13 protein-coding genes and 3 pseudogenes are annotated in these 23,172 nt (G+C 63.1%); 6 read left to right on the forward strand and 10 right to left on the reverse strand.

Features of this window, described 5'->3' with window-relative positions; translation table 11 throughout:
• Positions 1 to 368 precede the first annotated feature (368 nt).
• From ACQPZ2_RS30590 to ACQPZ2_RS30610, 5 genes and pseudogenes are all read right to left on the reverse strand, one after another.
• Positions 369 to 3,101 (reverse strand): hypothetical protein, encoded by a 2,733-nt coding sequence (locus ACQPZ2_RS30590; protein ID WP_433521628.1) that lies wholly within the window; start codon positions 3,099 to 3,101, stop codon positions 369 to 371.
• A 388-nt stretch (positions 3,102 to 3,489) separates the two neighbouring features.
• A pseudogene (locus ACQPZ2_RS30595) lies at positions 3,490 to 5,133 on the reverse strand (DUF4185 domain-containing protein); the annotation flags it as partial.
• A gap of 37 nt (positions 5,134 to 5,170) precedes the next feature.
• A pseudogene (locus tag ACQPZ2_RS30600) lies at positions 5,171 to 5,881 on the reverse strand (glycoside hydrolase domain-containing protein); the annotation flags it as partial.
• A pseudogene (locus ACQPZ2_RS30605) lies at positions 5,869 to 6,216 on the reverse strand (M23 family metallopeptidase); the annotation flags it as partial. The pseudogenes ACQPZ2_RS30600 and ACQPZ2_RS30605, both read right to left, overlap by 13 nt.
• A gap of 18 nt (positions 6,217 to 6,234) precedes the next feature.
• Positions 6,235 to 6,438, reverse strand: a complete 204-nt coding sequence (locus tag ACQPZ2_RS30610) for a M23 family metallopeptidase (protein ID WP_433521629.1) — start codon at positions 6,436 to 6,438, stop codon at positions 6,235 to 6,237.
• A 701-nt stretch (positions 6,439 to 7,139) separates the two neighbouring features.
• On the opposite strand from ACQPZ2_RS30610, the gene ACQPZ2_RS30615 reads away from it, so the two are divergent.
• The 4 genes from ACQPZ2_RS30615 to ACQPZ2_RS30630 all read left to right on the forward strand — a co-directional run bounded on the left by ACQPZ2_RS30615 (position 7,140) and on the right by ACQPZ2_RS30630 (position 12,036).
• Positions 7,140 to 7,862 carry a hypothetical protein gene (locus ACQPZ2_RS30615; RefSeq protein WP_433521630.1) on the forward strand — a complete coding sequence of 241 codons (723 nt, stop codon included), beginning with the start codon at positions 7,140 to 7,142 and terminating at the stop codon, positions 7,860 to 7,862.
• Between the two features lie 23 nt (positions 7,863 to 7,885).
• Positions 7,886 to 9,778, forward strand: coding sequence for an endonuclease/exonuclease/phosphatase family protein (locus ACQPZ2_RS30620; RefSeq protein ID WP_433521631.1), 1,893 nt, complete (start codon positions 7,886 to 7,888; stop codon positions 9,776 to 9,778).
• Positions 9,779 to 10,564: 786 nt separating this feature from the next.
• Positions 10,565 to 11,665 (forward strand): DUF2235 domain-containing protein, encoded by a 1,101-nt coding sequence (locus ACQPZ2_RS30625; protein ID WP_433521632.1) that lies wholly within the window; start codon positions 10,565 to 10,567, stop codon positions 11,663 to 11,665.
• 14 nt (positions 11,666 to 11,679) lie between these two features.
• Complete coding sequence (locus ACQPZ2_RS30630) at positions 11,680 to 12,036, forward strand: hypothetical protein (RefSeq protein WP_433521633.1); 357 nt, start codon at positions 11,680 to 11,682, stop codon at positions 12,034 to 12,036.
• A gap of 173 nt (positions 12,037 to 12,209) precedes the next feature.
• Here the strand turns inward: ACQPZ2_RS30630 and ACQPZ2_RS30635 are convergent, their stop codons facing one another.
• From ACQPZ2_RS30635 to ACQPZ2_RS30650, 4 genes are all read right to left on the reverse strand, one after another.
• Positions 12,210 to 13,493, reverse strand: coding sequence for a hypothetical protein (locus ACQPZ2_RS30635; RefSeq protein WP_433521634.1), 1,284 nt, complete (start codon positions 13,491 to 13,493; stop codon positions 12,210 to 12,212).
• A 158-nt stretch (positions 13,494 to 13,651) separates the two neighbouring features.
• A complete protein-coding gene (locus ACQPZ2_RS30640) occupies positions 13,652 to 16,327 on the reverse strand; it encodes a LysM peptidoglycan-binding domain-containing protein (protein WP_433521635.1) in 2,676 nt (891 codons plus the stop codon).
• A 1,102-nt stretch (positions 16,328 to 17,429) separates the two neighbouring features.
• Entirely contained in the window at positions 17,430 to 17,720 is a 291-nt protein-coding gene (locus tag ACQPZ2_RS30645; RefSeq protein WP_433521636.1) for a hypothetical protein, read from the reverse strand.
• Positions 17,695 to 20,067: an NACHT domain-containing protein gene (locus tag ACQPZ2_RS30650; protein ID WP_433521637.1), complete on the reverse strand. Its 2,373-nt coding sequence runs from the start codon at positions 20,065 to 20,067 to the stop codon at positions 17,695 to 17,697. The genes ACQPZ2_RS30645 and ACQPZ2_RS30650 overlap by 26 nt, the downstream gene beginning before the upstream one ends.
• Positions 20,068 to 21,265: 1,198 nt before the next feature.
• Here ACQPZ2_RS30650 and ACQPZ2_RS30655 point away from each other — a divergent pair.
• Together ACQPZ2_RS30655 and ACQPZ2_RS30660 are read left to right on the forward strand one after the other, a co-directional pair.
• Positions 21,266 to 21,610, forward strand: coding sequence for a hypothetical protein (locus ACQPZ2_RS30655; RefSeq protein ID WP_433521638.1), 345 nt, complete (start codon positions 21,266 to 21,268; stop codon positions 21,608 to 21,610).
• Positions 21,611 to 22,148: 538 nt separating this feature from the next.
• Positions 22,149 to 22,712: an HD domain-containing protein gene (locus ACQPZ2_RS30660; protein WP_433521639.1), complete on the forward strand. Its 564-nt coding sequence runs from the start codon at positions 22,149 to 22,151 to the stop codon at positions 22,710 to 22,712.
• Here ACQPZ2_RS30660 and ACQPZ2_RS30665 read toward each other — a convergent pair.
• On the reverse strand, positions 22,700 to 23,167 hold the full coding sequence (locus tag ACQPZ2_RS30665) for an NUDIX hydrolase (RefSeq protein WP_433521640.1): 468 nt from the start codon (positions 23,165 to 23,167) through the stop codon (positions 22,700 to 22,702). The two genes, ACQPZ2_RS30660 and ACQPZ2_RS30665, sit on opposite strands and share 13 nt — an antisense overlap.
• Positions 23,168 to 23,172: the final 5 nt, after the last annotated feature.

Genomic DNA, 23,172 nt, shown 5'->3' on the forward strand with positions numbered 1-23,172 from the left:
GCAGCCCCATGGAGTTGGCCTCCGATAAGTGGGCGTGCTCAGCGGTCAGACTCCGGTCGGGCGCGCTGCGTAATGCAGCGCGCGGGCCTGCCCAGCGCCTTTAGGCGCCGCCGCGGCTGCACGACCCGAGATCCTGCGGCCGACCGCATCCGGGATCTGACCAATCGGCGCTACACCCGTCGATGCCTCGGATCTGTTGTGGTGCATGGACATCGCCCAGCAACGCACCCGTGAGGGCTGAGTCTACTGCGTGGTTGTACTGCATGCGTTCTCCCGTCGCGCGTCGGCTGGTCCATCGCGGACCACCTGCGCACCGAGCTCGTTTGCGACACCTTGGATATGGCTGCCGGTCACCGGCAGGTCGGACGTCACACCGGTGCGTCCACCGGGGGCCGAGAATCGGTCGGCTCCGGTGATTCGCCGTCCGTACTCGGCGCATCTGGAGCCGGTGTTGTGGCCGAGGGCTTTCGCAGGAGCCCAGCGAACACCCGGTCCGCCAATGCCTGCTCGGCCAGTTCGTACCCCAGGGCCCGGTACGCCTCGAAGTCCCATTCGCCATAGAGCTGATCACCGGTGGAGGTGTAGGGAAAGTCGGGATGCGTCGTGCTGTAGTTCTCGACATCCCAGCTGAGGTTCCCGGTCAGCTGCGCCTTGAGGAAGTAGATGTCGGTGGTCGTCCCGTCATGGTGCTGCGCGATGCCGCGGGTCCAAGCCTTCGGCGCCCGCTTCTGTTTGCCACGTAACATCGGCGTCGGATCGAGTTCGATGTCGATGCAGTGGTCCATACGCGCCGTGGCGACCGCCTCGGCGAGTGCACAGAACCGGTCGTCGGGGCCGCTGGTCGCGTCGAGCACGAGCACGGCCGCGGGTTGCCGGCGCAGCGCCTCGACCAGCCCGAGGTTGTCGTAGTGCCCGCCGTCGGTGACATAGAGCCATCTGTCGTAGAGCGACGGGTTGCCGAACGCCTCCCGCAGCAGACGGTACGGTCCGGGCTTGTCCGCCCAACTGAATACCGCCGGGATTTTCGCGCGGATCTTGCCCTGCGGGGCCGGTCGCCAGTACGGGTTCGGTAGCCACACCCCCAGGCGTGCGTTGAGCAGTGCGAGCAGAATCCGCACCGGCCGGGTGCGTGCGCTCTCCCGGCCGGTGAGCGGGCTGAACGCGGCGCCGCTGATGGCCATGGCGGCGGGCACCGTGACGTCACGATGCATGCAATCGGCGTCCTGCTCGTAGGCCGCGGTCTTTTGGAGGCCGTCGCGGGGCAGCGCGCGGTCGCCGACGACACCAGTGCTGGCCGGATCGAAGATGAACGGCACGCAGCCGCGACGGGCTGGGACGAAGGCGTCGTCGTTCGCATTGGCGGCGGCCGCGATGACGAGCCGTGGACCGCCCTTGACAGGCTGGCTGAAGTCGGAGTACCGCAGCGCGGTGCTGTACGGCAGCGGCACTGCCTCTTTCGATCTCCGGTCCTTCTCGACCAGGAATGCCTTCGATAGCGCTTCCCGATAGTAGGTGTGTAGCGAGGTGCGGTTCGCGTCGGTGAACACCTTGATTGCGGCGGCGATGCCGATCATCCACCAGGCGAGCGACCAGTTCGATCGAGCGCTGGCGTCGGTGGCGAAGATGTTCGTCCAGCGCAGCAACAGGACGGTGGCCAGCGCAATGATGAGTGCGCTACCTGCCCACGGGGCGATCTGCCCGCGCACCACCCGGATGACGCGGCCGAGCCGGCTGGTCGACTCGGACTGCGTGTGGAGTCCCTTCCACGCCGAGCGGCCCAGGCCGAGCAGCGCCACCATGGTCGCGCCGAACGCGAGTACCCCCTTGTCACCCGGGTCGACGAGGGTGACCAGCAGATCCGGCAGGGTGCCGCTCTGCTGCACCGATATCCTGCTCAACAGGTACAAGCCGACCGGGACACCGACGAGCAGCACGGCAAGGGGAACGCCGACGTCCAATAGCAGGCGCGACACCTTCGCGAACGCATTGCGCATCTTGTCCGGAACCTGAGCCAGGCGGTCCCACGCCTTCTCCACGACGAACACGAACACGGCCAGCGCGAACGGACCGAGCGCGATACTCAGGTACCAGAGGCCACCGGCCGGGACCAGGTGAAGTTCGAGGCCATCGCCGGTACGCACCAGGACGTCGAGGTCGTCGAGCAGCCAGCCCAGCCACCAGGCTATCGCGAGCAACGCGATCCCGATCAGCGCGGCATTGACGGCTATGCCGTACAGCAAGGAGAACACGGCGCGGAACTTGTCGGTACCGCGCGGCATGAGGTAACGCGTCTGGCGCCGCAGGTGTGCGAGTTCCGACGACCCGATCGCGTACGGGTCGTCGAACTTGCCTTGCAGGATGTGCATCGCCGAGGCGATGTAGCCGCCACCGCTCACCCCGATCACGGCATCGGCTGTCTGATAGAGGTGACGGCCGCGCAGCACCTGCAGCACCCCGAGGCAGAACGATGCGGAACGGATGCCGCCGCCCGAGCAGCAGATGATCAGTCCGCCCTTCGTCGATTGGGCGGTCGCCGTCTCGGTGTACTTGGCTTGGGATGCGTCCTGACCGGCGAGTCGGTACTTGATGCCGCTGTACCAAATGATCGCGGCCACCAGCAACGCCAGCAGGACGAAGAAGATGTGCAGGCCCGACTGCGCTCGTATCAAGATCGGCGTCGTGCCGACGCACGATGCCGGTTCCGACGCCGACCGCTGCGCCAGGTACACCTCGACCAGCGCGTCGAGCCCGGACAGGACAAGAGAGCACACGAACACCAGGCGCGCGAGTCGGCGGTACCTGTCGTCCAGGTTCAGCGAATGGATGTAGACGTAGTACCGGTAGGTCGCCATCGGCGCAGCGAGCGCCAACATCGCACCGACGAGCAACCCGAGCAGCGCCGCCGTGTGACACTCCGGCGCTGTGCGCTCGCCGAGTTGGAAGGCCATCGTGGCCTGCACGACGACGAAAAACACCACAAGGCCAGTAGTGCTGGCGAACACCTTTCCGCGACCGACCTGTTCGATGGTCGCCAGACCCGATGTGACATGGTCGCCACCCGCCGGCACGGGCGACTCGTTGCATTTCTCGGTCAGCCCCATACGGCGAAAGTACTGTCGCACATGGCCTGCGACACGCGTACGTTACTACTCGATTCCCGGTGCCGGGCACGCGCTCGTTCTCGCCGCCGACACAGCCGTTTTCCAGTCCATTGTGGGTGACTGGGGCCGAACCATGGTGGGGTAGGCAGTGACAGTGCAGCAGCATCGCAGGGCAATGGCGCTGGCACCCCGGCGTGCCCGTCGATTCACCTGCCGCAACCGAGGGGCGAACCCTCCGCATCGCGCCGTGCCCCCCGCCCCGTGAGCACGTGGACGCGTCCGAAAGGTGGCGGTTCGTCCAGGTTTGGGCTTCTATCCGACGGGGGACCTTGAATTGCATTGCGCGGTAGGGCCATCCGTCGGCTGTCTTCCATTGCGACACCAGCAGGTGTAGTCCGGCGTCGAGGGTGGATCCGGGGATGATGCTCGGACCGTAGAGTTGCGCCATCTTGTCGCCACCCTCGTCGTTCCATGCCGACCCTCGCAGTGGTGTGGTTTTGTGGGCCAGGTACAGGTTGTCGGTGGGGGTGTCGAGGATGCGCAGGTCGATGTCGTAGCCGCCGATCGTGGAGGCGTCGAAGTTCACCAGCACCCACTTGTTCTGGATCTTGCGAAGGCACATCTCCCCGAACTTCTATGCGGAGGGCTCGCGTTCGAGAACCGGTGTCGGCGGATTGCCCCAATTCCATTGTCCGTCACGCCAACCCCAACCTTCGTAGGCATCGGGATCGGTTATCCGGTCCTCACGGACGCGGCGCAAGATGATGCCCTTGTCGCGTTGGAATCCCGTCGAGAAGACATACACCCATCCGTCGTCGTCGCGTGCCCACGTCCATAGTTGCGCGAAGCCGTCGTGCAGACCCGCGTCGAATTGTGCGCCGGTGGGTTGCCAGGACTTGCCGTCGTCGGAGGAGGTCCAGATCTCGGTGCGTACCACGTTGCCGAGGCCGTGGTTGATCATGACGTGTAGGAAGATGTCGGGTCCGATGGTGATGACGTCGGAGGGCAGTGCGGTGGTCCCGTCCGTGTGGTCGTAGGGCCACAGCTGGCGGGCGTAGTGCGGATCCGGTCCGGCGGCTTCGTGCCACTCGATGCCGTCGTTCAGGTTTGTGGTGTCCGAGAGCAGCGCGACGGGTGAGCGCCAGTCGGCGCTGCCGACCGCGGGGTCGCGGAAGGTGTCGCCGAAAACGGCGAGAATCCGCCCCGATGGTGTCCGGGTCATCACCCCGAGATCGGTTGCGGCCATTCCGAATCGGTCGGTGTGCCCGGGTCCGGTCGCGTCTTCGATCTTGCGTGCGCCGGTGGCGAGCATCGCTGGCTGCGGGGCAGGCAGTCGCCAGCCGTCCGTGATGACGCCGTACCATTCCCCGGCGTATACGTGGCCGGTGACCGGCCAGCCTTTGGCTTGCTGCATGGTTTTCGCGGCGTCGCGGGTGGCGTCGTCGTAGACGCTGGTCTGCGGGATGCCGAGTGTCGCCTGCCAGCGCTTCAGCCCGTCTTTCGACGATTGCGGCTCGTTTCCGTACCGGTTCGACCACGACTCCTGCGGTCCCTCCAGTGGGCCCCAGTAGTGTCCGTCCGGCAGTGGGAAGCGGTCGGAGTCGTCGGGGATGCCCGCGTACTGCTTGGCCGCGGCGAGAACGACGTCGTATGGGAAGGTGTCGGGAACATCCCAGTGGGTGCCGTCCTTGAAGCCTTTCAGTTTCACCGATCCGTAGGTGTAGTTGTTGTGGCTCGATACACCGTGCAGGTCGTTGCCGACACCGGCGATATCGACCCGCTCGATGGGGATGTCGTGTTCCTTGGACACCTTGGCGATGGTGTAGGCCACCATGTCGAGCATCTTGTCGTGCTCGAGCCACGCCTGGCGCTGCTTCGGGTTCGATTCGAGGTTGGGCGGCGGGCCGGTCCACCGCGGAATCGCACCGGACGTGCCGACCATGGCGATGTGCACCGAAGCATGGTTGTCGTCGTTCAAACCATGCACCCGCACGCCCCACGCGGCGTTCTTGGTGGATAACGTGGTTGTCATCGACCAGGTAGTGATACGACCCGTTCTGTTTCTGTGCCTGCCAGTCGGCGACGCCCGGCCATGTGTTGGGCTGCCACAGGTAGCGTTTCCCGCTGCCGTCGCGGCAGGTGCCGACCACGTCGTCCTGGACCGCCCAGTCACAGGCCAGATACTTGCAATATGCGCCGACGCGCTGTTTGCCCAGCACCGACGCGGCGCCGCGCAGATAATGGCTGGCCAGGCTGTTCCACTCCGATAGCGATAGATCGTCATCGATCGAGAAGAAGATCGGTGCCTCGGGCGGGCCGCCGCACTGCTGGTGCCATGCTTCGGCGGCCCTGGCATCGGCGACACCGCCGTCGAAACCCCGGCGCCAATCCGCGGTCTCGTGCTTGCCTTTCTGCCAATTGCTGACCAGCGGCATCCCGAGCTCGAGATATCCGGCGGCCTCCTCTGGCGTGAGTTTCTTGTTGACCAAGCCGCGTTCGGGCGAGTCCACCAGATAACGGACCGCCCCGTGATATCCGTCAGCCCGCACCGCACGCGCCGCCGCGTGATCGACAAGCTGCAGCCGCTGCAGCCGCTCGCTCGGCTGTGCTCTTGGTCCGGGGCCGGTGATCCCAGCGCGCCACGTCGCCGGGTCGATCAGCCCGTCCAGCGTCAACCCGTGGGCGAGCTGAACTGCCCGCGCCGCATCGGCGGTGGCCTTGACATAGACGCCGGTCTGTGGCACCGCCTGCGCTTGCTGCCACCGCTTCAGCCCCGTGATCCACTCGGGGCGCTCGCTGCCGTGGCGGCCGGAATGGCGGAGTCAGGGCCTTCGAGCGGCCCGTAATAGAACCCGCGCGGCAACGGGAAACCCTCGGGAGCGATCCCGTCCGTGCCAGGGCCGGGCTGTGCGCCGGGGTCTACGGCGTCCTGGGGGAAATCCTCAGGATTCCTGGCGTCGCCGCCGAGACGGCCGGGCGGTCCCCACACCTCGAAATGCAGGTGCGGACCAGTGGATTCGCCCTCCGATCCCACACTTGCGATCTGCTCGCCTTCCCGGACACGATCGCCCCGCTTCACCAGGATGCTCACGTGGCGCATGTGCCCGAAGACGAGATCGACGCCATGGGTGTCCTAGGCACCGAGCCACACCCAGTTGCCGAACCCCGACACCGATCCCGCCGGCCGATCCGCACCCTCGATGACCACGCCGCCGATTGGGGCGAAGATGGGCGTGCCCAACGGTGCGGCGAAGTCGATGCCCTCGTGATCGGGCCGCTGCGGGGTCCGAAAACCCGACGAAATCGGAAATGCGCAGTGAACTGGTCTGGTGGTCATCGAAATCTCCTGCGTGGCTTCGGTGTCGGATTCGGCCAATGCCGTCACACGAGTAGCGGCCTACCCGAAGACGACGACAACTACCTGCGCAAAACCCTCCCCCCGGCAATCCCGCGACGTCACCCCGCTGGCCGAATTTCGGCATTCCGAATGCGATCGCGGTCGACCTAAATGTTGCCGACCCAGCTGCTGTCGATCTCGAATTGGAGTGCGTCGATGCTCTGTGCTCGCGGGACTTCAGTCGTTCCCGCTCCTCCCACAGGTTGTGACGGAACTACTCTGTCGGTGGAGCGGGACTATCGCAACCCGAGACTATTGGCGCGCATGGCTGTGTAGTGGGCCCAAGTTGGGCGGAGACCGTGGCCCATCGGGCCGCGGTGGTTGGGGAGAGTCCGAGTAGTTCGGCCAGGACTGGGGTGGGCATGGCGGCTGCGAGGTGGAACATGGCGGTTTTGCGGGCGTGGCCGGGTCGGATGCCTCGTGCGACACAGCACTGCCTCCGGCGATGTCCGCGCCCACGCCGCGCTCGCCGTGCGCGCACTGCCGTAGGCGGTGGGCGCGGAATCGAGTACCGCACTACTCGCGCCGAGTGCCCAGCCCCGGACCGACAATCGGAGTCATCACCTGAAATCGGCGTGTACCTCGCACGATGAGGTCCGGGGTGCACCGTCGCCAGACGGGTGCGACCGAGGAGGTGCGCGATGCCGAACTTCAACGAAGATGTCATCATCAAGGGTCATGATCTGGTGCTGAAACACGCGGGCGGCGACGTCCTGGCCCGGCTCGACGAGAACGGCAGCCTGACCATGCACCGGGAGATCGCCGGGAAGGCCGTCCAGGTCCTTCAGTTCGCCGCGGGCCAGATCTTCGACGCCCCGTTCACCCTGCTGATCGTCGGCGCGGAGCAGGCACCGGGCACCATTCAGGTCCGCGGCAGCATCGTCGTCAAGGACGGGAAGAACGAGGAACAGATCAAACTCGACGGCGACAAGGGCGACATCATTCTCAGCAACGCCGACGCGGCCGAGGATTTCGAGGTCGCCACCGGCACGGACGTGGCTGCCGGAATGGTCATGGTGCTGGGTGAAGACGGCAAGCTCACCCCCTGTACCAGCGCCTACGACCAATCGGTGGTCGGCGTGATTTCCGGTGCCGGTCGGTATCGGCCCGGACTCGTGTTCGACCGTGGCGCCGAACCCGACGACCATCGAGTGCCCATCTCGGTCATGGGCAAAGTGTCGTGCCGGGCGGACGCGAGCTTCGGCAGCATCCGGGTGGGCGATCTGCTCACGACAGCACACAGCCTCGGCTACGCGATGAAGGCCACCGACCCGACGCGCGCGTTCGGCACCATCATCGGAAAGGCGTTGGGCCCCTTGACCGATGGCCGGGGTCTGGTCCCGATCCTGATCAGTCTGCAATAGCGCAGCTAGGCGGAGGCTCTGCCATGTCCATCAGTGTTCGTTCGAAGCTGTCGACGGCGACGTATCCCGTCAGTCTGAAGAAGCTCGCCGGGTGGTACGGCGTCACCGGCCTCCGCGCGATCCTCGACCACGCGTGGCTCGGCGAGGCGACCAGCGATGCCGCTTCGACCGACGATATCGGTGGCACCTACCGCCGTTTCACCAACGGCGTCCTGTACCGCTACACCCACGACAACGGCAAACGCGTCGTCGGCGCGGTCCCGAAGGGCGGCGTGTACGGGCTGTGGACGAGGTCGCATCGGCAGCGCGGGCCGTTCGGCTATCCCGTCGGGCTGCCCGAGTTCAGCGAGAACAAGACGGTATGCCAATTCGAGGGCGGCACAATCACTTCGAGGGCGGAGAAACCTCGCCAGGTCATGTTCTACAACACCGCGCTGATCGGGGTGGACGTCCTCGGCGTCACGCAGGACCGGTTCACGGGGACGATATGGGGCGTCAAGATCGTCGACAAGAAGGTCTACGGGGGGCGCGGCCGCGCCAAGCAACTGAAGGTGCTGATCGACAGGGTGTCCGAATCGACCGCCGATGTGGTGGTGCTCGCCGAGATGATGGGCAACAGCGACCGCGCCCAGCTCATCAAGGCGGTCAGGGCGAAGTTCCCGCACAGCGTGGAAGGCCCCGACGAGAAGGACCCCGAAGAGGACAGCGGGCTGCTCATCCTCAGCCGCCACCCCCTCTCACCCCCGCTGGCCGACGCACCGCACAAGGGTGACGTGTGGGGCACCGTCTACCGGTCGTGCTGCGGCGTCGACTGCTGGGCCAACAAGGGCGCGTCGATGGTGCGTGTCTCGCCGAGCGACGGACCGGCGTTCTACGTGGTCGGCACCCACCTGCAGAACGGCAACTTCGACTGCGCCTGGCCGACCAACGCCGGCGTCGGCACCGGCGCGGCCGAGAAACGCGAGGCCCAGCTGCGCCACCTCGACTCCTGGATCATGGGCGTGCGCGACCTCGACCTGCCGGTCGTCACCGTCGGCGACTTCAATATCGACGCCAATGCGGCGACGGGCCGCGAGATCCTGTCGAAGAACCTGCCCGACGCCGACGACCTGTGGCTCGAACACAAGCGATGGCTGCCCGCGACTGCGGACCACACCGACCCGATCACCAGCCCCCACGACAGCGACAGCAATTACGAACCCGGCCGCCCCCGCCGCACCGAAGTATCGACGCGAAAGGGAACGCGGATCGATCTGGCGTTGCTCGACCAGGGTGAACGCATCACCGCCCACGTCACCGGGATGCAGGTGTGGCCCTACGAACTCGAGCGCGGCATCGACCTGTCGGACCACTTCGCGATCACCGCCGACCTCGGCATGTCGACAGTGACCCACAAGCTGACCAGGAAGGTCCGCACCACCACCGCCCGGTTGAAGTACCTGCACGCACTGGAACTGTCCGACGGCCTGTTCACCCGCGGCGTGCTGGAGCACTGGTCGAAGAAAGACCCGGACGAAATCGACGTCGCCGGGCGAATCCATAAAGGCAAGCCGGGTACCGCAGGCCGCCCGAGCGCCCGCGTCGGGGACACCGAGATCACCTTCTCGATGGGTGAGCGCCACAAGTTCGCTTCCGACCCGGACAAGACGCTGGTCTTCGACGGCACCGACGACGTCCACCTGGAAATCACCGTCGAAGAAGTCGACACCGCAGGCCCTCTCACCACGGACCGCACCGCGATCGGCCGAGACCGCGACGTAGTTGCCCCCAAGTCCTCCCAACTTCTCCACGCCGCCGGCGGCCGCCGCTACGCCCCCCACGTGATGTACGGAAACGGCGCCGAATACGTAGCCATCATGGAGGTTGACGTCGCCCTTGACCCCTTCCCCCACCGCCGCGAGCGCCCTACCCCCTAGTCCGCGCAGCCTCAGCGACCGAACAGACCCACTTGCGATACCGTGGGCTTCGATGCGATTCCGGCTGAATGATCTGATCGATCCGCGCCTGCTGCCCGTCGTCGAGGAGACCCGACGTTTCTACGCGAACCGGCCCGCCGGTCGCGGCCCGAACGGTCGCGGCGGATGTCCTCGGGCGACGGCTGAACACCCACCCACTGCTCAACCGTCCAGCTCAGTGCAGAACTCGTTCATCCCGGCCGTCATGGTGAAGTCCAGGCTGAGCATGTAGCCCGGGTGTGGCCAGGACAGCGGTGCCCGGTTGCTCGCGCTCATGCGCTTGAACACGTTCGGTTATATTGGCGAGTATGCAAGAAACGTGGGGATTGCAGGTGAGTTCTTCACCGAGGACTCACACTTACATAAGCTCCTCGGCAACGCGTAGCGATCCTAGCATCGGGACGAGAGACCCATCCATGAAACGCCTTTCGATTCTTGTGCACGGAAGTACGCTCACCGATCGACTACGGACCCCGTTCTGGGCCCCGTTCCGAATGTAAGCACTTCGGATTCGGCGGCTTTTCGGGCTTTCGCCCCGTTTTCGTCGAACCATCACGCACTCGACCCCATTCTCTGTCGCATACGTAATTCACTGAATTACCCGGTATGACGCCATTCGAGTGTGGATACTGGGTAGGTCTGTCCGCGACGCATGCTCGACGAACTTCCGGAAAAGGGTCAGATCCGGGCTCGGCGTGAGACATCCACCGAACCGGGTGACGCATAGAAGCTGTCGAAGGAGGGGATATGTCGAAGCGTTTGGTGTTGTGTTGCGATGGCACCTGGAACACTCCGGATCAGCTGTCGCCGACGAACGTCACCAAAATCGCGTTAGCGATTGCGCCTGAGGACCACAACAGCCTAGAACAGCGAGCCTTCTACCACCTCGGGGTCGGCACCAACCGCTGGGAGCGTATCCGCGGCGGTGCGTTCGGCTTCGGGCTCTCGCGCGACGTCCGCGACGTCTATCGGTTCCTCGTTCAGAACTTCGAACCTGGTGACGAGCTTTTCTTCTTCGGTTTCAGCCGCGGCGCATTCACTGCGCGCAGTACCGCCGGCTTCGTACGCAATTGCGGCATCCTGCGGAAAGAGTTCGCCGACCGTGTCGACGAGGCGTATGCGCTCTACCGCAATCGAAGCAGTACCACACGCCCGCGCAGTGTCGAGGCGACGCTCTTCAGGCACTCGTACTCCCATGAGACACGCATCCGGTTCATCGGTGTCTTCGACACAGTGGGCGCTCTTGGTATTCCGCTCGATGGGATGCGCTTGGTCAATCTGCTCAACCGTCGATGGCAGTTTCACGACACGGACTTGAGCAGCACCGTCGACGCCGCCTTCCAGGCGCTCGCGATCGATGAAAAACGAGGCCCGTTCCAGCCCGCGCTCTGGAAACGAAGCACAGACAGCCCAAACGCGGACGGCCAACAACTCGAGCAGGTGTGGTTCACCGGGGTCCATTCCGACGTCGGTGGCGGCTACCCGCAGCGTGAATTAAGCGATATATCGCTGCTGTGGATGGTCGATCGGGCCGCTGGCAGCGGTTTGGCCTTCCTGGACGACGCATTCGACCATCGACCCGACGGTGCCGCCGCGCCATCCGAGGAAGACGAAACTCTGCGCGAGCGCACTTATGTCCACCCAGACCCATTGGGGCAGCTGCACGAGTCACGCAAGGGCCTCTATCTAGCGATCCCGCCGTTCGTTCGAAGGCTCGGCGTCACCGATGAGGCTCACGAGGCCGTCGCTTCCAGCGCGGTTGAGCGACACAAGCAGGTGCGAACATACGCGCCATCAGGCCTCGTCGAGTATCTCGAACAGCAGCCCCGAATCACGGCGGTCGAGTAAGAACGGAGGCGCACGTGAGCGACACAGTGACCATACACGGCAAGGTGAGCGATGCTGATCGCACTCCCATTTTCATGATAAAAGTTCGCGCCCTCCAAGATGGCCGCGAGGTCGAACGCACGTATACAGGCGAAGACGGTACATACAGTTTCGAAGTACCCAGGGCACTGACAACACTCATTTTCGACACACACGAAACACTCACGAATGCGCGCGATTGGCACCCGTCTGTCGTCGCGAATATCGATCCTGACGCCGATGAGCGGGATCTTCGCTGCGACCGAATTTTGATGCAGGTAGGAACCGCTACCACAGACGAAGCATGTGTCGACGCTCTGGCCGATACCTGTTCAGTACGCTATTGCGCGTGATGCGGCGACGACGTGTTCGGTTCCACGGGGGAAGGCGCTCGAATGACCGCCATTCGCTAGCTCGGTCCAAGAGATACTCAACAGCTTGTACCACGGGGCACACCAACATCGCGCGCCCCAGGTGGGGAAACGTCGTTGTTGTTGGTTCGACGTAATGGGTCAGCAGCGCCGCGCTAGATCAGGTACTCCCACGCGAACTCGATCAGCAACATATCATGCCATTCTTCGCCAAGAGGAAGCGCGTTCCAGCCGAGCAATTGAGCACGGGTAATACACTTTCGCGTAACGGAAACCTGTTTGTAGAAATTGCCAGTTGCCGTCTTATTTCCTGCAACCGACGAGAATTTCTCAAGCGATTGAGCGCTCGACGGGAGTGCGCCCTTCACCTTCAGAAATATTGATTCACTGCTCACAACTTGGCCACGTGCAGGCAATCTCGCAGACAGATCGGCGAACGCCTTGAGGTAGTCAGCCGGGAGCGAGTCAAGAATCGGCGGGGACGTGGAGACGGCCTCCGCGATCAATCTCGCCGAGGCGATCGCGTGGTATTGAATTCCCATAGGGGTACCAATATAGAGATTAATGTAGTGCCACCGCGGATTCTTCCCTAGGGTTAACGTCTCGAACCGTTCCTCTCCCTTTGGGAAGCTGTTGCCGCCGGGAGTAACGATATATGCGACTATCTGCGCGCTTCCTTTGATCGCCTGTACGCGCTCTAGCGCCCCCTTCAGAGAACCGTAGAGACAATCAAATAGCACTACGCGCTCAAGGTTATCCAATGGAAACAGGCGTTTCGAAATCGAGTCTTGAAGTCCGAGATATCCGGTACTGAAAGCTGCGCATATCGATATCTCGTACCTAATCAGGCGGCCGTAAAGCGAGGCTACGATCATCTGGATGGATGTTTCAGTGATACCCACCCCCCAACGATTGTTTGCTGCCAACTCTTTACTATCTTTTGGGCTGTCCGGATTATGGAACTTGATAATATGTTGGGGTTCGATTCCGCGCACATCGATGAGCAGGGTCGGTCGACTAGAATCTTCTACCGCCCCACATATTCCGTGACGAAATAATTCGCTTCCGACACCGAACAACACAACGATCCGCAGGGCCTGCTGATTAGGTCCGTTCGGATTTATTCCCCGTGCAGCCTTCGATAGGAAGCATTTATAGGTTGCTTCGTGCTGCCATTTCGCGATACTTTTGTCGATCGCCCCAGCGTCCGTTCGCCGCGCATGTGGAAGCGGATTGACCCTGGTCATCGTGAAAATATTGTGCTTGTTGAGAAATCCGGAGAACGCGACGCTGCGACTTGCCCCGCGTGTGCCTTTCGCGTCGAGATCGAATTGGAACGCGACACGTGCGGTTGTGGTCGTCGATCTGTCCTCAGTAAAGAAGGCGTCTTCGTCGAGCGCGCGAGGTGAGCGATCGAGTTCTTGACGGAGTGGATCCATACCGTCTTCGGCCTTTCGGTCCTGCAACTGTGGGTGTCACGTTGTTCGGGTGATCGGTCGGAACCCGGTTCGACGTGACCTCGATTCAAGTGGTAGCCGGGAGCACCGGCTGCCCGTATTACTCAGCCGACCTGGCATGCACCGGTGCCCCCAGTCACTCAGCCAATCGGCGCTTCCTGGCCGTCTCCGTGCGGAACGATGTTCCCCAGCGCGGAGACGTCTGCATCCGTTCCCTCACGTCCCTGGCGAGCGCTGTCCTGCTGTCCGGTTATTGGGTTATAGTTGACTTCGACGGCCGCGATCTGGTCGGTTGGCAGCACTTCGATCCATTGGTCGAAGACTTCATAAGCGTCTGGGGGGCGGAAGCCACCATCAAGCGGGTCGAAGCCATTTTCGAACACAGTCTCCGCAGCGAGGGTGTTCTTGATATTGGTGTTGTCTTTTTGGAGCTTCTTTGCAAGCTCGTCCAACACCTCGCGATACGTCCAGGGCTTGTTGGTGGCGGGATTGGGTTTAGCCCACTCAGGGGGATCGCCTAGTTGGAATGGATAGTCGTGGTCAAGCCCGACGTCGCCTTCGTTGCCGGCTTGCTTCAGCCATTCCAAGGCCGCAACCTCTTGGCCTGGACGAATCGGCAGGACCGCCTTTACCCACGCGGAATTCAGAAACTGGTTGCGTCGCGCATCGCCGTCAATCTGGATTAGCCAGCCCAGAGAGCTGCCGAGCGGGGCGGGTTGGCCGTCCTCGGCGATGGGGTAGTTGATCCGCCACTCGTCCTTCACTTCGAATGCTGGGTCCGCGTCCGAACCCGGCTTGAGCTCAAGAGACTTGTTCGACGAGGGATGTGAATAGCTGCTCGTGACCGCAGCATCAGCAAGACTGTCCTCGCCGAACTCAGCCGCTGTGGGCCTGGTCACTGGATAGCGCCCCTTATAGTCGCTGGCAGTAGGGCCAATCTGTGGAAGTTTTCCAGGGCGCCAGTAATCCGGTGCAACGAAGTAGAGCATCTCATCGACGTCGAAGATTTGTCGCACGAATTCTGCATTCAGCTGAGGGTCTGGGTACTTCCCTTGGAGCTTCTTGATGACTGCACCATAAATAATATGTCGTTCCTCGGCCCGTAGATCGGCTGCGGGCCGCTGCGGAATACCGCGTACAAGCTTGGCTCGGTCGTGCACCGCTTGCGCAAATGCCCTGCGCTGCAGTTCGGCCACCTCCGCGTTGTAGGCTTCGAGGGCAGCCTTGTTGTCGGCATTGATCTTGTCAATCTCTTTCTTCTTCTCTTCGGTTGCGGTGTAGAAGACCACGCCACTGACCACGAAATCCACACGCTTGTCCCACGTGATGCCGCCCGGCGCAAGCACGCCTACCTGAATCTGACCGTTGGAGGTGAACCGCCCTTCGAATGCCCATCTGCCGGTGAAATCCTCACCGGTGGCGGAGACTTGTATAAGGGGGATGTTGTCACGTTTCGGTGTGAATCCTTCCGGGGCTGGCGGCGGGTCTGCCAGACCGATTACGACAAATCCTTGCTGCTCGGCGTCCCCGAAATTCCACACGCCGTTCGCCTGAAATGAAATTTGCCGCTCGTTTGGATAGTCGATGTGAGCGGGTTGGTCAGGCTTCTTGAGCGCGGACAGGTCAGGCGCAGGTACAACATGGATAAGCTGTCCAAGCCCGAGTGGTTTACCTGGCGCGGGTACGAACGCCTGATAGGACAATACGGTGCGCAGGTGCTGAACCTGCACGCCGACCTTGCGCATTTTACGGCGCAGCTCGTAGTTGACGAGCCGGTTTGTAGTGTTCTGGACGACGTAACGGCGGCTGGTGGTGTCGGTCGTCTCGGTGACGGTCCGGAACGTAGTCTTGAAGTTGCGCCGGATCTGGCTGGTGACCTTGGCGCTTTGGTTGCGCGTGTGTTTATGGGTCACCTCGGAGCTAGACTTCCGTGTGGTTTCGTTGCTGAAACTGGCGCTCGCGTCGGCGTGGCCGATACCGACAAATTCAACGCCGCCGGAGGCACTGGCGCCGAGTGTGGTGTCGTTGCTGTTCTCTTCCTTAACTGCGTCGGCGAGGTCGTCCTGTGTTGTCAGCGACTCCTCAGATGTTCGCGTGGTCTCCTCGAATGCCTCCACCGTCTTTTCGACGAGGGTCTTGCGGGTGCTTGACTCAACGACTTCGACAGTCCCACCAGGGCTGATCCAAATATGACCGGCAGGTGCTCCCAGAAATGAGTCGAACTCAAAGAAGTACTGCCGGAACAGGTTAATCAGACCGACAGGCGATAGAACCGCCACTTCAGACGTCGGAACACGTGCAGACTCGCCGACAGCCTTCTCGCTCACAGGTTGTATGTCAGCAACGAACTCAGGTGCCAAACGGGCGAGGTTCGTTTTCGCGAGCCAGCCGGCAAGCGGCTTGTAGACGCCAAATATTTCACTCGCATAGGGAAGCGTTCCCGAAAAATACTTCAGCGGTCGTCCGTGCGGCCCAGGCGGCGGCTGCGGTTCTGTGAGTTCCGGGATAACCACCACCCAACCTGGCTCCCCGATATTGTGCGGATTCTCTCGGTTGTTCGCTATAGCGATGTATCGCGCTAGATCCGCGTTTCCGTACCATTTCAGTGCTAACGCGGAGAAGGTGTCGCCAGATTGCACGATGTGCCGGTCAAGAATATCGGGGATGAGTAACCACTCTTTCTCGAATATCTTCGTCTGATCGCACACGTGGTTGGCGACGGCGATGACACGCCACAGTTTCGCGTCCCCGTACTTGATCTTGGCGATATTCTCCAGATTGTGGTCATCGGGCCCCACGTGATATCGCTGAACCATTCCCCTATCTCCTCCCTGATGCTGGGAGACTTGGCAGAACCCGCTCCCGGCGAAGCTTGGCAATGCGATCGAATCACGCCCTACAATCTCGCGCACGAGTACTCGACTACTCGAATCGACAACAATGAGATTTTTTCACCTGGCCGTGTAATGTTGGTGTGACTCGTGGTACGAGCGGCGTGTCTTGAGCAAGGATGGGGTTCCTTGGTCCAGGACAGGATTCGACCGAAAACCCGCTCTGCCGTGAGGCCTCTCGAGAGAGTCGCGATTCCGGTAGGCACGTACAACTCGAACTCGTTGAGGACATGCGCGGACAATCGGTTGCCCGCAGGAACCGATGACGGCCAGATTCGTCGAAATTCGACATGGACTACGAGGAGCGGCAGGCTCTTATCGACGAAGGTGTGAATCCGGACGATCTGCGGATGCAACTGCGGCGAGCCGCCGTGAGCTACTGGCTACGTCGGCGCGCCATCGAGGCTGGCATCCGCCCGCGGTGGTGTCGCAGTAAGAGCGTTGAGCCATGCGGGCGGCATCCAACCAAAACCTACCGATGAGCGCGAATGAGCCTGCGCGCGTGTTGGCCTCAGCCTTCACTGCCGGGAGCACCGGCTTGCATGGGGAGCCCACTTACGAGCTCCGCGTGCGTGCGCCCAGTAGTAGACAAGCTGTCGCCGAAGCCGTCCGTGTCATTCGTGCCAGCGGACTGCCGAACGAGAAGACGCGACCGGACCTGGACACACCGACCGATTGAGACGGCCCGGATGACTGGCCCACGGTACGTCGGACACGTACCGCGCGGCATGAGGTAACGCGTCTGGCACCGCAGGTGTGCGAGTGCCGACGACCCGATCGCTCGGAAGACACCCGTTGACTTGTCACCGTGGGGAGAGCGGGGAACGGAAGCCCGGACCCGCTCGGTGCGAACAGCCCTCGGCCACTGGGTGCTCAACCCCACCGACGGACTACGAGTCGACGCGCTGCAGCCACGATGACTAAATTCAGCCCCTACCAGCGGCGACGGCCATATCCGTTGTTTTCGAACGATTACTACTGGGATCCCGTGATGTATTACGTCATATCCGCCCGATTTCGGCGACTACTAGTTCTGCTCCGTGTGTGCGAGGTGGTCTTGTAGTTCGGCGTGGCGGAATTGGTAGACCGCTCCAGCGGTGCGTAGCAGGCCGAGCCGGTGCGCGTCGTCGAGAAACCTGTGTGTTCTCCACGGCAACCGGCCCTTGAGCGCCAACCAGCGCGTGGTCACGACGAAACCGAACCAGGCAGGCTCCTGCATGAATACGAACACCAAGCCGACCACGAGGCCGACCACGAGTGCGTCGATCAGCACATCCAGCACTTGGGCGACGTCATAGCCCCCAAGCACCGAAATCATGACGGCTAGTAGGCCGACGACGAAGACAGACGCCAATACGGCAAAGCACACGATCAGAATGGTGAGGTTGCGTGAGCCTCGGGTAGGCAGAGCTCGGGGTATGCCATAGATCGGCGTTTCCGGGCGACCGGATCCAGTTCACCAGCCCACCAGCGACCCCGACGAGAAGCCCGAACATTACCCCGTGTCCCAGTCCTGCCGTCAGTTCAGTCATGAAACCGACGATGTTGGCGTCGAGGTGTTGGTACCAGGGAGCGAGTTGGTCGCCCGAGGGAGAGAAGTGGTCGAGCCAGGGAGCAAGGTAGGTGCTGGGTGGGCCGAGTGCCATTCCGGAGACAATTCCGACCGCCAGACCGAGTAGGAGCACAGCGAGGATGGGCAGTTTGCTCGAACCTCGGTCCGGTGAGGATCGATCGATGCTGCTGTCGGGCGATCTCATCCATGTCGCGTATCCAAAAGGCAGACCGCCGAGCAGGACGACGATCAACCCGAGTGCCCAGCCGATTGCCCGTATGAGCTGTAGTGACGCGCCTTCGCCCGACCAGAGCGCGATTACGGCCCAATAGGAAGGCAGCATGGCCATCAGCCCAGCGGCCAGGCCGACGATCAGTCCATACAGCAGTACGCCCGCGATGGCGGGACCACGACTACGGCGGCCGGTCGAGGATCGGAGGTTGTTTCCCGGGGCCTTGATTCTTCTGGTCAGGGCGAACAGCAGCCATCCGCTGCCCACCATCGTCAGCCCGGCCACGACTTGCCCCGCAGGTTCGGTCATCCGTTCACCGATCAGTTGAGTCAGTAGGACGGCTCCCAGCCCGCAGGCCAGTCCGAAGACCGATCCGAACATCACGCCGTCGGCGAGGTTGGAGGCCAGGACCTGTCCGCGCCCACGCAGCCGCACATTCGCATATCCGGGCTCTGGTGCTCTGCGTATCTTTCGCTCGACGACCAGCCCGAGCAGTAACCCGAACACCAACCCACCCACCAGCCCGGTTCGATCGATGCGGCCCGCACCCAGAATCAGGCCGCCCGTCAACCCGCCTGCGGGGATCAGCAGTGCGGCCATGGCCCCGGTGGGAAGTGCCGCAGCCAGGTGCCACCAGCGCACGTCCCGTTCGTTGTGCAGGCACACCGCCAAATACATCAACCACTGGCGGGTCGCCGCAGGCTCCCATGCACGGCATGGGCGCAGGTGGTCGGTACCGTCACGGAGCGGGTGGCGTTTGGTGATGGTGGCGGGAATGAGCTCCTCGAACAGATGCGCCGTGATGGCCGCGGCGTCCGGGTAGCCGACCGGGTCGAGGAGAGGGGTCGGATCCCTTCTGTTCTCCAGGTACACGGTGCGCAGCAACCACAATCCGAGCGGTGTCGCGCACACTGCGCTCAAGGGCGTGTGGTCGTCGTGGCGCAGCGTGGCGAGGATCCACTCCCATTCCGCACGGATCCGCGGAGCAAGGCAGTTGTCGAGATAGCTCGCAGCAGTGGATGGGGTGAGAGGTCGAGCCTCGATCACCGCCGCCGCGGTAAGTACGTCCGCTCGATCGACCGTGTCGAGGAATTCGTCGGTGCGGCAGGTCAGCACGAGCGGATCGGTGGCCCCCAGCGATTCATTGAGCGCGGTGAGCAGGGCGGCCCGCTGCGCAGCGGCGAGTTCGTCGAGACCGTCGATCACCGGCAGCACCAGGTGATTGTCGACGAGCGCTCGAGGTATTGCCGGGTCGATCGCGCGCAGTGCGGAATAGTCCTTGCCGAGCCGGAATGCCAGCCAGTCCTGCATCCGAGGAAAAGCATCGGTGTCCCAGCTATTCGCGGTGAGCAGCACAGGAACCGGGTCGGCCGGTGTCCGGATCTCGAGCAGCCGTAGTAGCAGCTGCACCGCCAAGGTGGTCTTGCCCGAGCCCGGCCCCCCGAGGATCACGATCCGTCGTCGCGACAGCGCCAGAAAACGTTCGGCCAACCCGGCGATCCGATCACTGCGCTCATCGAAACCAGGCTCACCGGTGAAGACATACTGAGGACGATCAGCGACATCGTGGCTGGTCAGCGTCCACGCCACCGGCATCGGCTCCGGATCGGCCAGCCCCCGGACCTTCGCTTCCTCCTCCCACTGCACACCAACCAGTTCAGCCAGCCTCTGCACCGCGTACTCACGCTGCTGTACCTGCGGCACGGCTGCTGCGACCGGACGTCGGGACAGATACAAGGCCACCGCGGACAAGGTCACCGAACAAACGCTGGTGATCGCACTCAACTCATAAGCGTGAAGAAGGACACCGACGAAGGCGAGGGCAGTTCCGGCAAGAATGACGACGATCGCGACCGACCGCGTGGATCGCACCTCGCTCACTCGTGAACTGTTGTCCGGCCGCACACCTGAAAACCCTCGCGGCCACGCGCCATCGGCGAGTCGACACGCACACCGAAGACTCGCGCAACTTCCGACGCTGCCGAACATTCGAGGTCCATGAAGATCATCCTGCCTCAGGCAAGTGCCACGGAAACGGATGTTGCATCGTGTCGTTGGCGGCTCGAATCGGGGAACCGCAACGCCTCCGGCAACCACGGCCAAGGACGACCACCAGGAACGACGACCACCGGGAATACCGACTATTTGAATAGCGGTCTCTGCCAGTCGCCCCTACTACGGCGACCCCACGTAGCGCGCCGAAGCGCACGTCACACCACGAGGATGAGTGCATTGGTAGCCATAGCCGTAATCGCCAGAACCTGCATTGCCGCCGCGCAAAGCAGCAGATGAGCCTTGAGGGACGTGCCTGCCCGAAGCGACGCGATCGTCTCCAGGTTGCAGAACGCCGATACGTACCGAGCGTCTACTTCGCGGTGACCGGAGATGCCGGAGAGAGCCGGTCTCGTGCATGCCGCCGTACCGCGGCACGGGCCTCGCCAAAGCGGTCAACATCGCCAGTTGAGGCGGTGCTCGTTCGGGGGCCCTGGGGTGACTCGGTTCACCGCAGATCTCCGTGGCCCCCCGGATCTGCGCGGCCCCGAGACTGGGCGGATGAAGAGGCGGGCTTTCGCGTCACGTCCACCGATTCGATGCGGGCGATGCGCACACGCTGCGCCCGAGCTGCGTCTTCGGCAACCGCTGTCGGCTGCTCCACCGGATTGGGGGTCGGCCAGGACGGTGCAGTGCCCGGGGTCGAAGGCCCCGCCTGGACCGCGCGTGAACCCGCCCGCACGGAGGGCGTGCTCACCGTGGGGTGCCCGGCTCGGCGAGCACTCGGGCGTGCGAGGAACTCTGGGCGGCGGGCGGGGACTTCGATCGGCGACCATCGCCACGATGCTGGCGGCCACGGCCACGGCCACGGCCGCGACGAGCGGGCTTCAGGTTGGACAGGCCTGCTCAGGTGTGACGCCGCCGCCGATTCGGTTGCGGCGCAGCCAATACCGCGCATTACCGGCCAGGTCCAGCGAGAGCTTGCCTTGCCACCGCCATCCGCAACGCTAATGGCGACATCACCCTCGCTTTCCAACCGCTATCGTGTGCTCACTGTTACCGATCGGAATAGTTGCGGAGAACCGATATGCGACGAGTTGTCCTTCGATGGTCGACTGCCGCGGTATGTGTGGGATCGGGCGGTATCGGTGTGGCCGGCCTCGCACCAATCGCCGCGGCCGCGCCCTCGATCTACGAACCGAGCATCACCCCGTGCAGTCACCTGTTCACGACCCCGCTCGAACCCGGCCGCCCGGGTACGAGCACCTATTGGAGCCCGTTCGGCACTGCCGACATCGTCTGCTATGACGTCGGTTGGTCGCCGGTGAGCTACTACCAACGCGACCCAGCGGGACAGTGGCACGCGATGAACCAACTGGTCCCGGGCAACTATTTCATCAACATCGTCGGCTACGGCCACCTGCCCGCATAGCGGCCAACATGACACGGACGACGACGACCGTTTGGGTCGAGATGTGCTACATACCAACGCGATTAGGCACACTGCAGATCCAGCCACGCCATACCCGACGTCCCGGGGCGAACGAACTCTAGGTCCGATCACCACCCAAGAACCGTCATGAACTGTGATGGCAGTTATTCGCGAATCCCGGTGGCGTCTAGCCACGTATCCGCTCTCGAGATGCCCACGAATGGCGACAGCAGGGCCAACCCCGGCCTCGGCCGGACATTTCGACCCCTGAGACGACTGAAAGGCGCTGTTGTACAGGATAGTTGGGACCTAGCATGAGTCCGAAGTGTTGGCTGCGGTAGCGATCATTGAGGCGACCACGCCCCGACGCCTGGCAACGACGGTTAACGCGACTCAGGTCACGCCGTGTTCGGCGGCAGCCTCCGTCACATCGACGCGAGTGATCCACCGGAGGAATCCGTTGCGATTGTGGCTGGTATCCGACTGACTGAGTTACTCAGACTCTCCCGATGGCACCGAATTTCGGTAGCGTGAGGCAGTGGCCAATCACGGATCGTCTTGGGCGTGGCAGGTAGGTCAGAACGAGCTGGCGCAAGTATTGCCCCGCCGCTGGGCACACACCCGAGGAGTTGCGCGTGCCGCAACCGAAATGGCATACCTGGAGGGCGAAGACAGCGTCCTCCTTGTTGCTGCCGCCTTCCTGCACGATGTGGGCTACGCGCCGCGGCTGGCCCTCAGCGGCTTCCATCCATTGGACGGTGCCCGTTTCCTGAGGGACGAGCATCAGGCCGACGACCGGCTGGTTCGACTGGTCGCCAACCACACCTTCGCGCTGCTGGAGGCCGAGGAGCGTGGCCTGCGTGAGCAACTGGAAGCCGAGTTCCCCATCCTCGACGATCAACTCCTCGTGGAAGCCTTGACCTATTGCGACATAACCACAACCCCCGATGGAACGCCGACCACGGCACCCGCTCGGATCGCCGAGATCGTGGCGCGCTACGGCCCAGATACCGTGGTGGGCAGGTTCATCCAGCGGGCAGAGCCTGAAATTCTTGCCACCTCCGCCCACGTCGAGCAGGCTCTGGCTGCTCAGCCGAGGTAGGGGTAGTTCCCGGACAGGAAGTCCCCGATCTGTTGGCGCATGCTCGGGTGGATGTCGTATTGGTCCAGGTCCTGTGGATCGACCCAGGTGACGCCGTCGGCTTCCTCGTTGATCGTCGGCTCTCCCCCAACCGGTCGGCCGATGTAGCAGTTCTCGTACTGTTGGCGGATCTCGCCGTCGGTGTAGGCGACGATGTGGTTCGGATTGCTGTAGACGCCAAGGAATCCCGTGATTTCCGCCGTGATGCCGGTTTCCTCCTGACATTCGCGGATGGCGCACTGGCCCGCGGTTTCGCCGAAGTCCATGGCACCCCCGGGCAGCGCCCATTGCCCGGTGTCGCGGCGGCGTTGCAGCAGGATTGCTCCATGTTCGTCGGTGACTAGCAGATTGCAGGCCACCACAAGGGAATTGGGCTTGGGTGCCTTTGGGTCGTGGTAGTACTCGATCCTGCCCATGATCG

The sequence above is a fragment of the Nocardia pseudovaccinii genome, assembly GCF_050942345.1.
GTDB lineage: Bacteria > Actinomycetota > Actinomycetes > Mycobacteriales > Mycobacteriaceae > Nocardia > Nocardia pseudovaccinii.

Bases quoted from the DNA above. Each gene is read 5' to 3' on its own strand.
- ACQPZ2_RS30590 (WP_433521628.1), bottom strand. From the start codon at position 3,101: ATGGGGCTGACCGAGAAATGCAACGAGTCGCCCGTGCCGGCGGGTGGC.
- ACQPZ2_RS30610 (WP_433521629.1), bottom strand. From the start codon at position 6,438: ATGACCACCAGACCAGTTCACTGCGCATTTCCGATTTCGTCGGGTTTT.
- ACQPZ2_RS30615 (WP_433521630.1), top strand. From the start codon at position 7,140: ATGCCGAACTTCAACGAAGATGTCATCATCAAGGGTCATGATCTGGTG.
- ACQPZ2_RS30620 (WP_433521631.1), top strand. From the start codon at position 7,886: ATGTCCATCAGTGTTCGTTCGAAGCTGTCGACGGCGACGTATCCCGTC.
- ACQPZ2_RS30625 (WP_433521632.1), top strand. From the start codon at position 10,565: ATGTCGAAGCGTTTGGTGTTGTGTTGCGATGGCACCTGGAACACTCCG.
- ACQPZ2_RS30635 (WP_433521634.1), bottom strand. From the start codon at position 13,493: ATGGATCCACTCCGTCAAGAACTCGATCGCTCACCTCGCGCGCTCGAC.
- ACQPZ2_RS30640 (WP_433521635.1), bottom strand. From the start codon at position 16,327: ATGGTTCAGCGATATCACGTGGGGCCCGATGACCACAATCTGGAGAAT.
- ACQPZ2_RS30645 (WP_433521636.1), bottom strand. From the start codon at position 17,720: ATGATTTCGGTGCTTGGGGGCTATGACGTCGCCCAAGTGCTGGATGTG.
- ACQPZ2_RS30655 (WP_433521638.1), top strand. From the start codon at position 21,266: ATGCGACGAGTTGTCCTTCGATGGTCGACTGCCGCGGTATGTGTGGGA.
- ACQPZ2_RS30665 (WP_433521640.1), bottom strand. From the start codon at position 23,167: ATGGGCAGGATCGAGTACTACCACGACCCAAAGGCACCCAAGCCCAAT.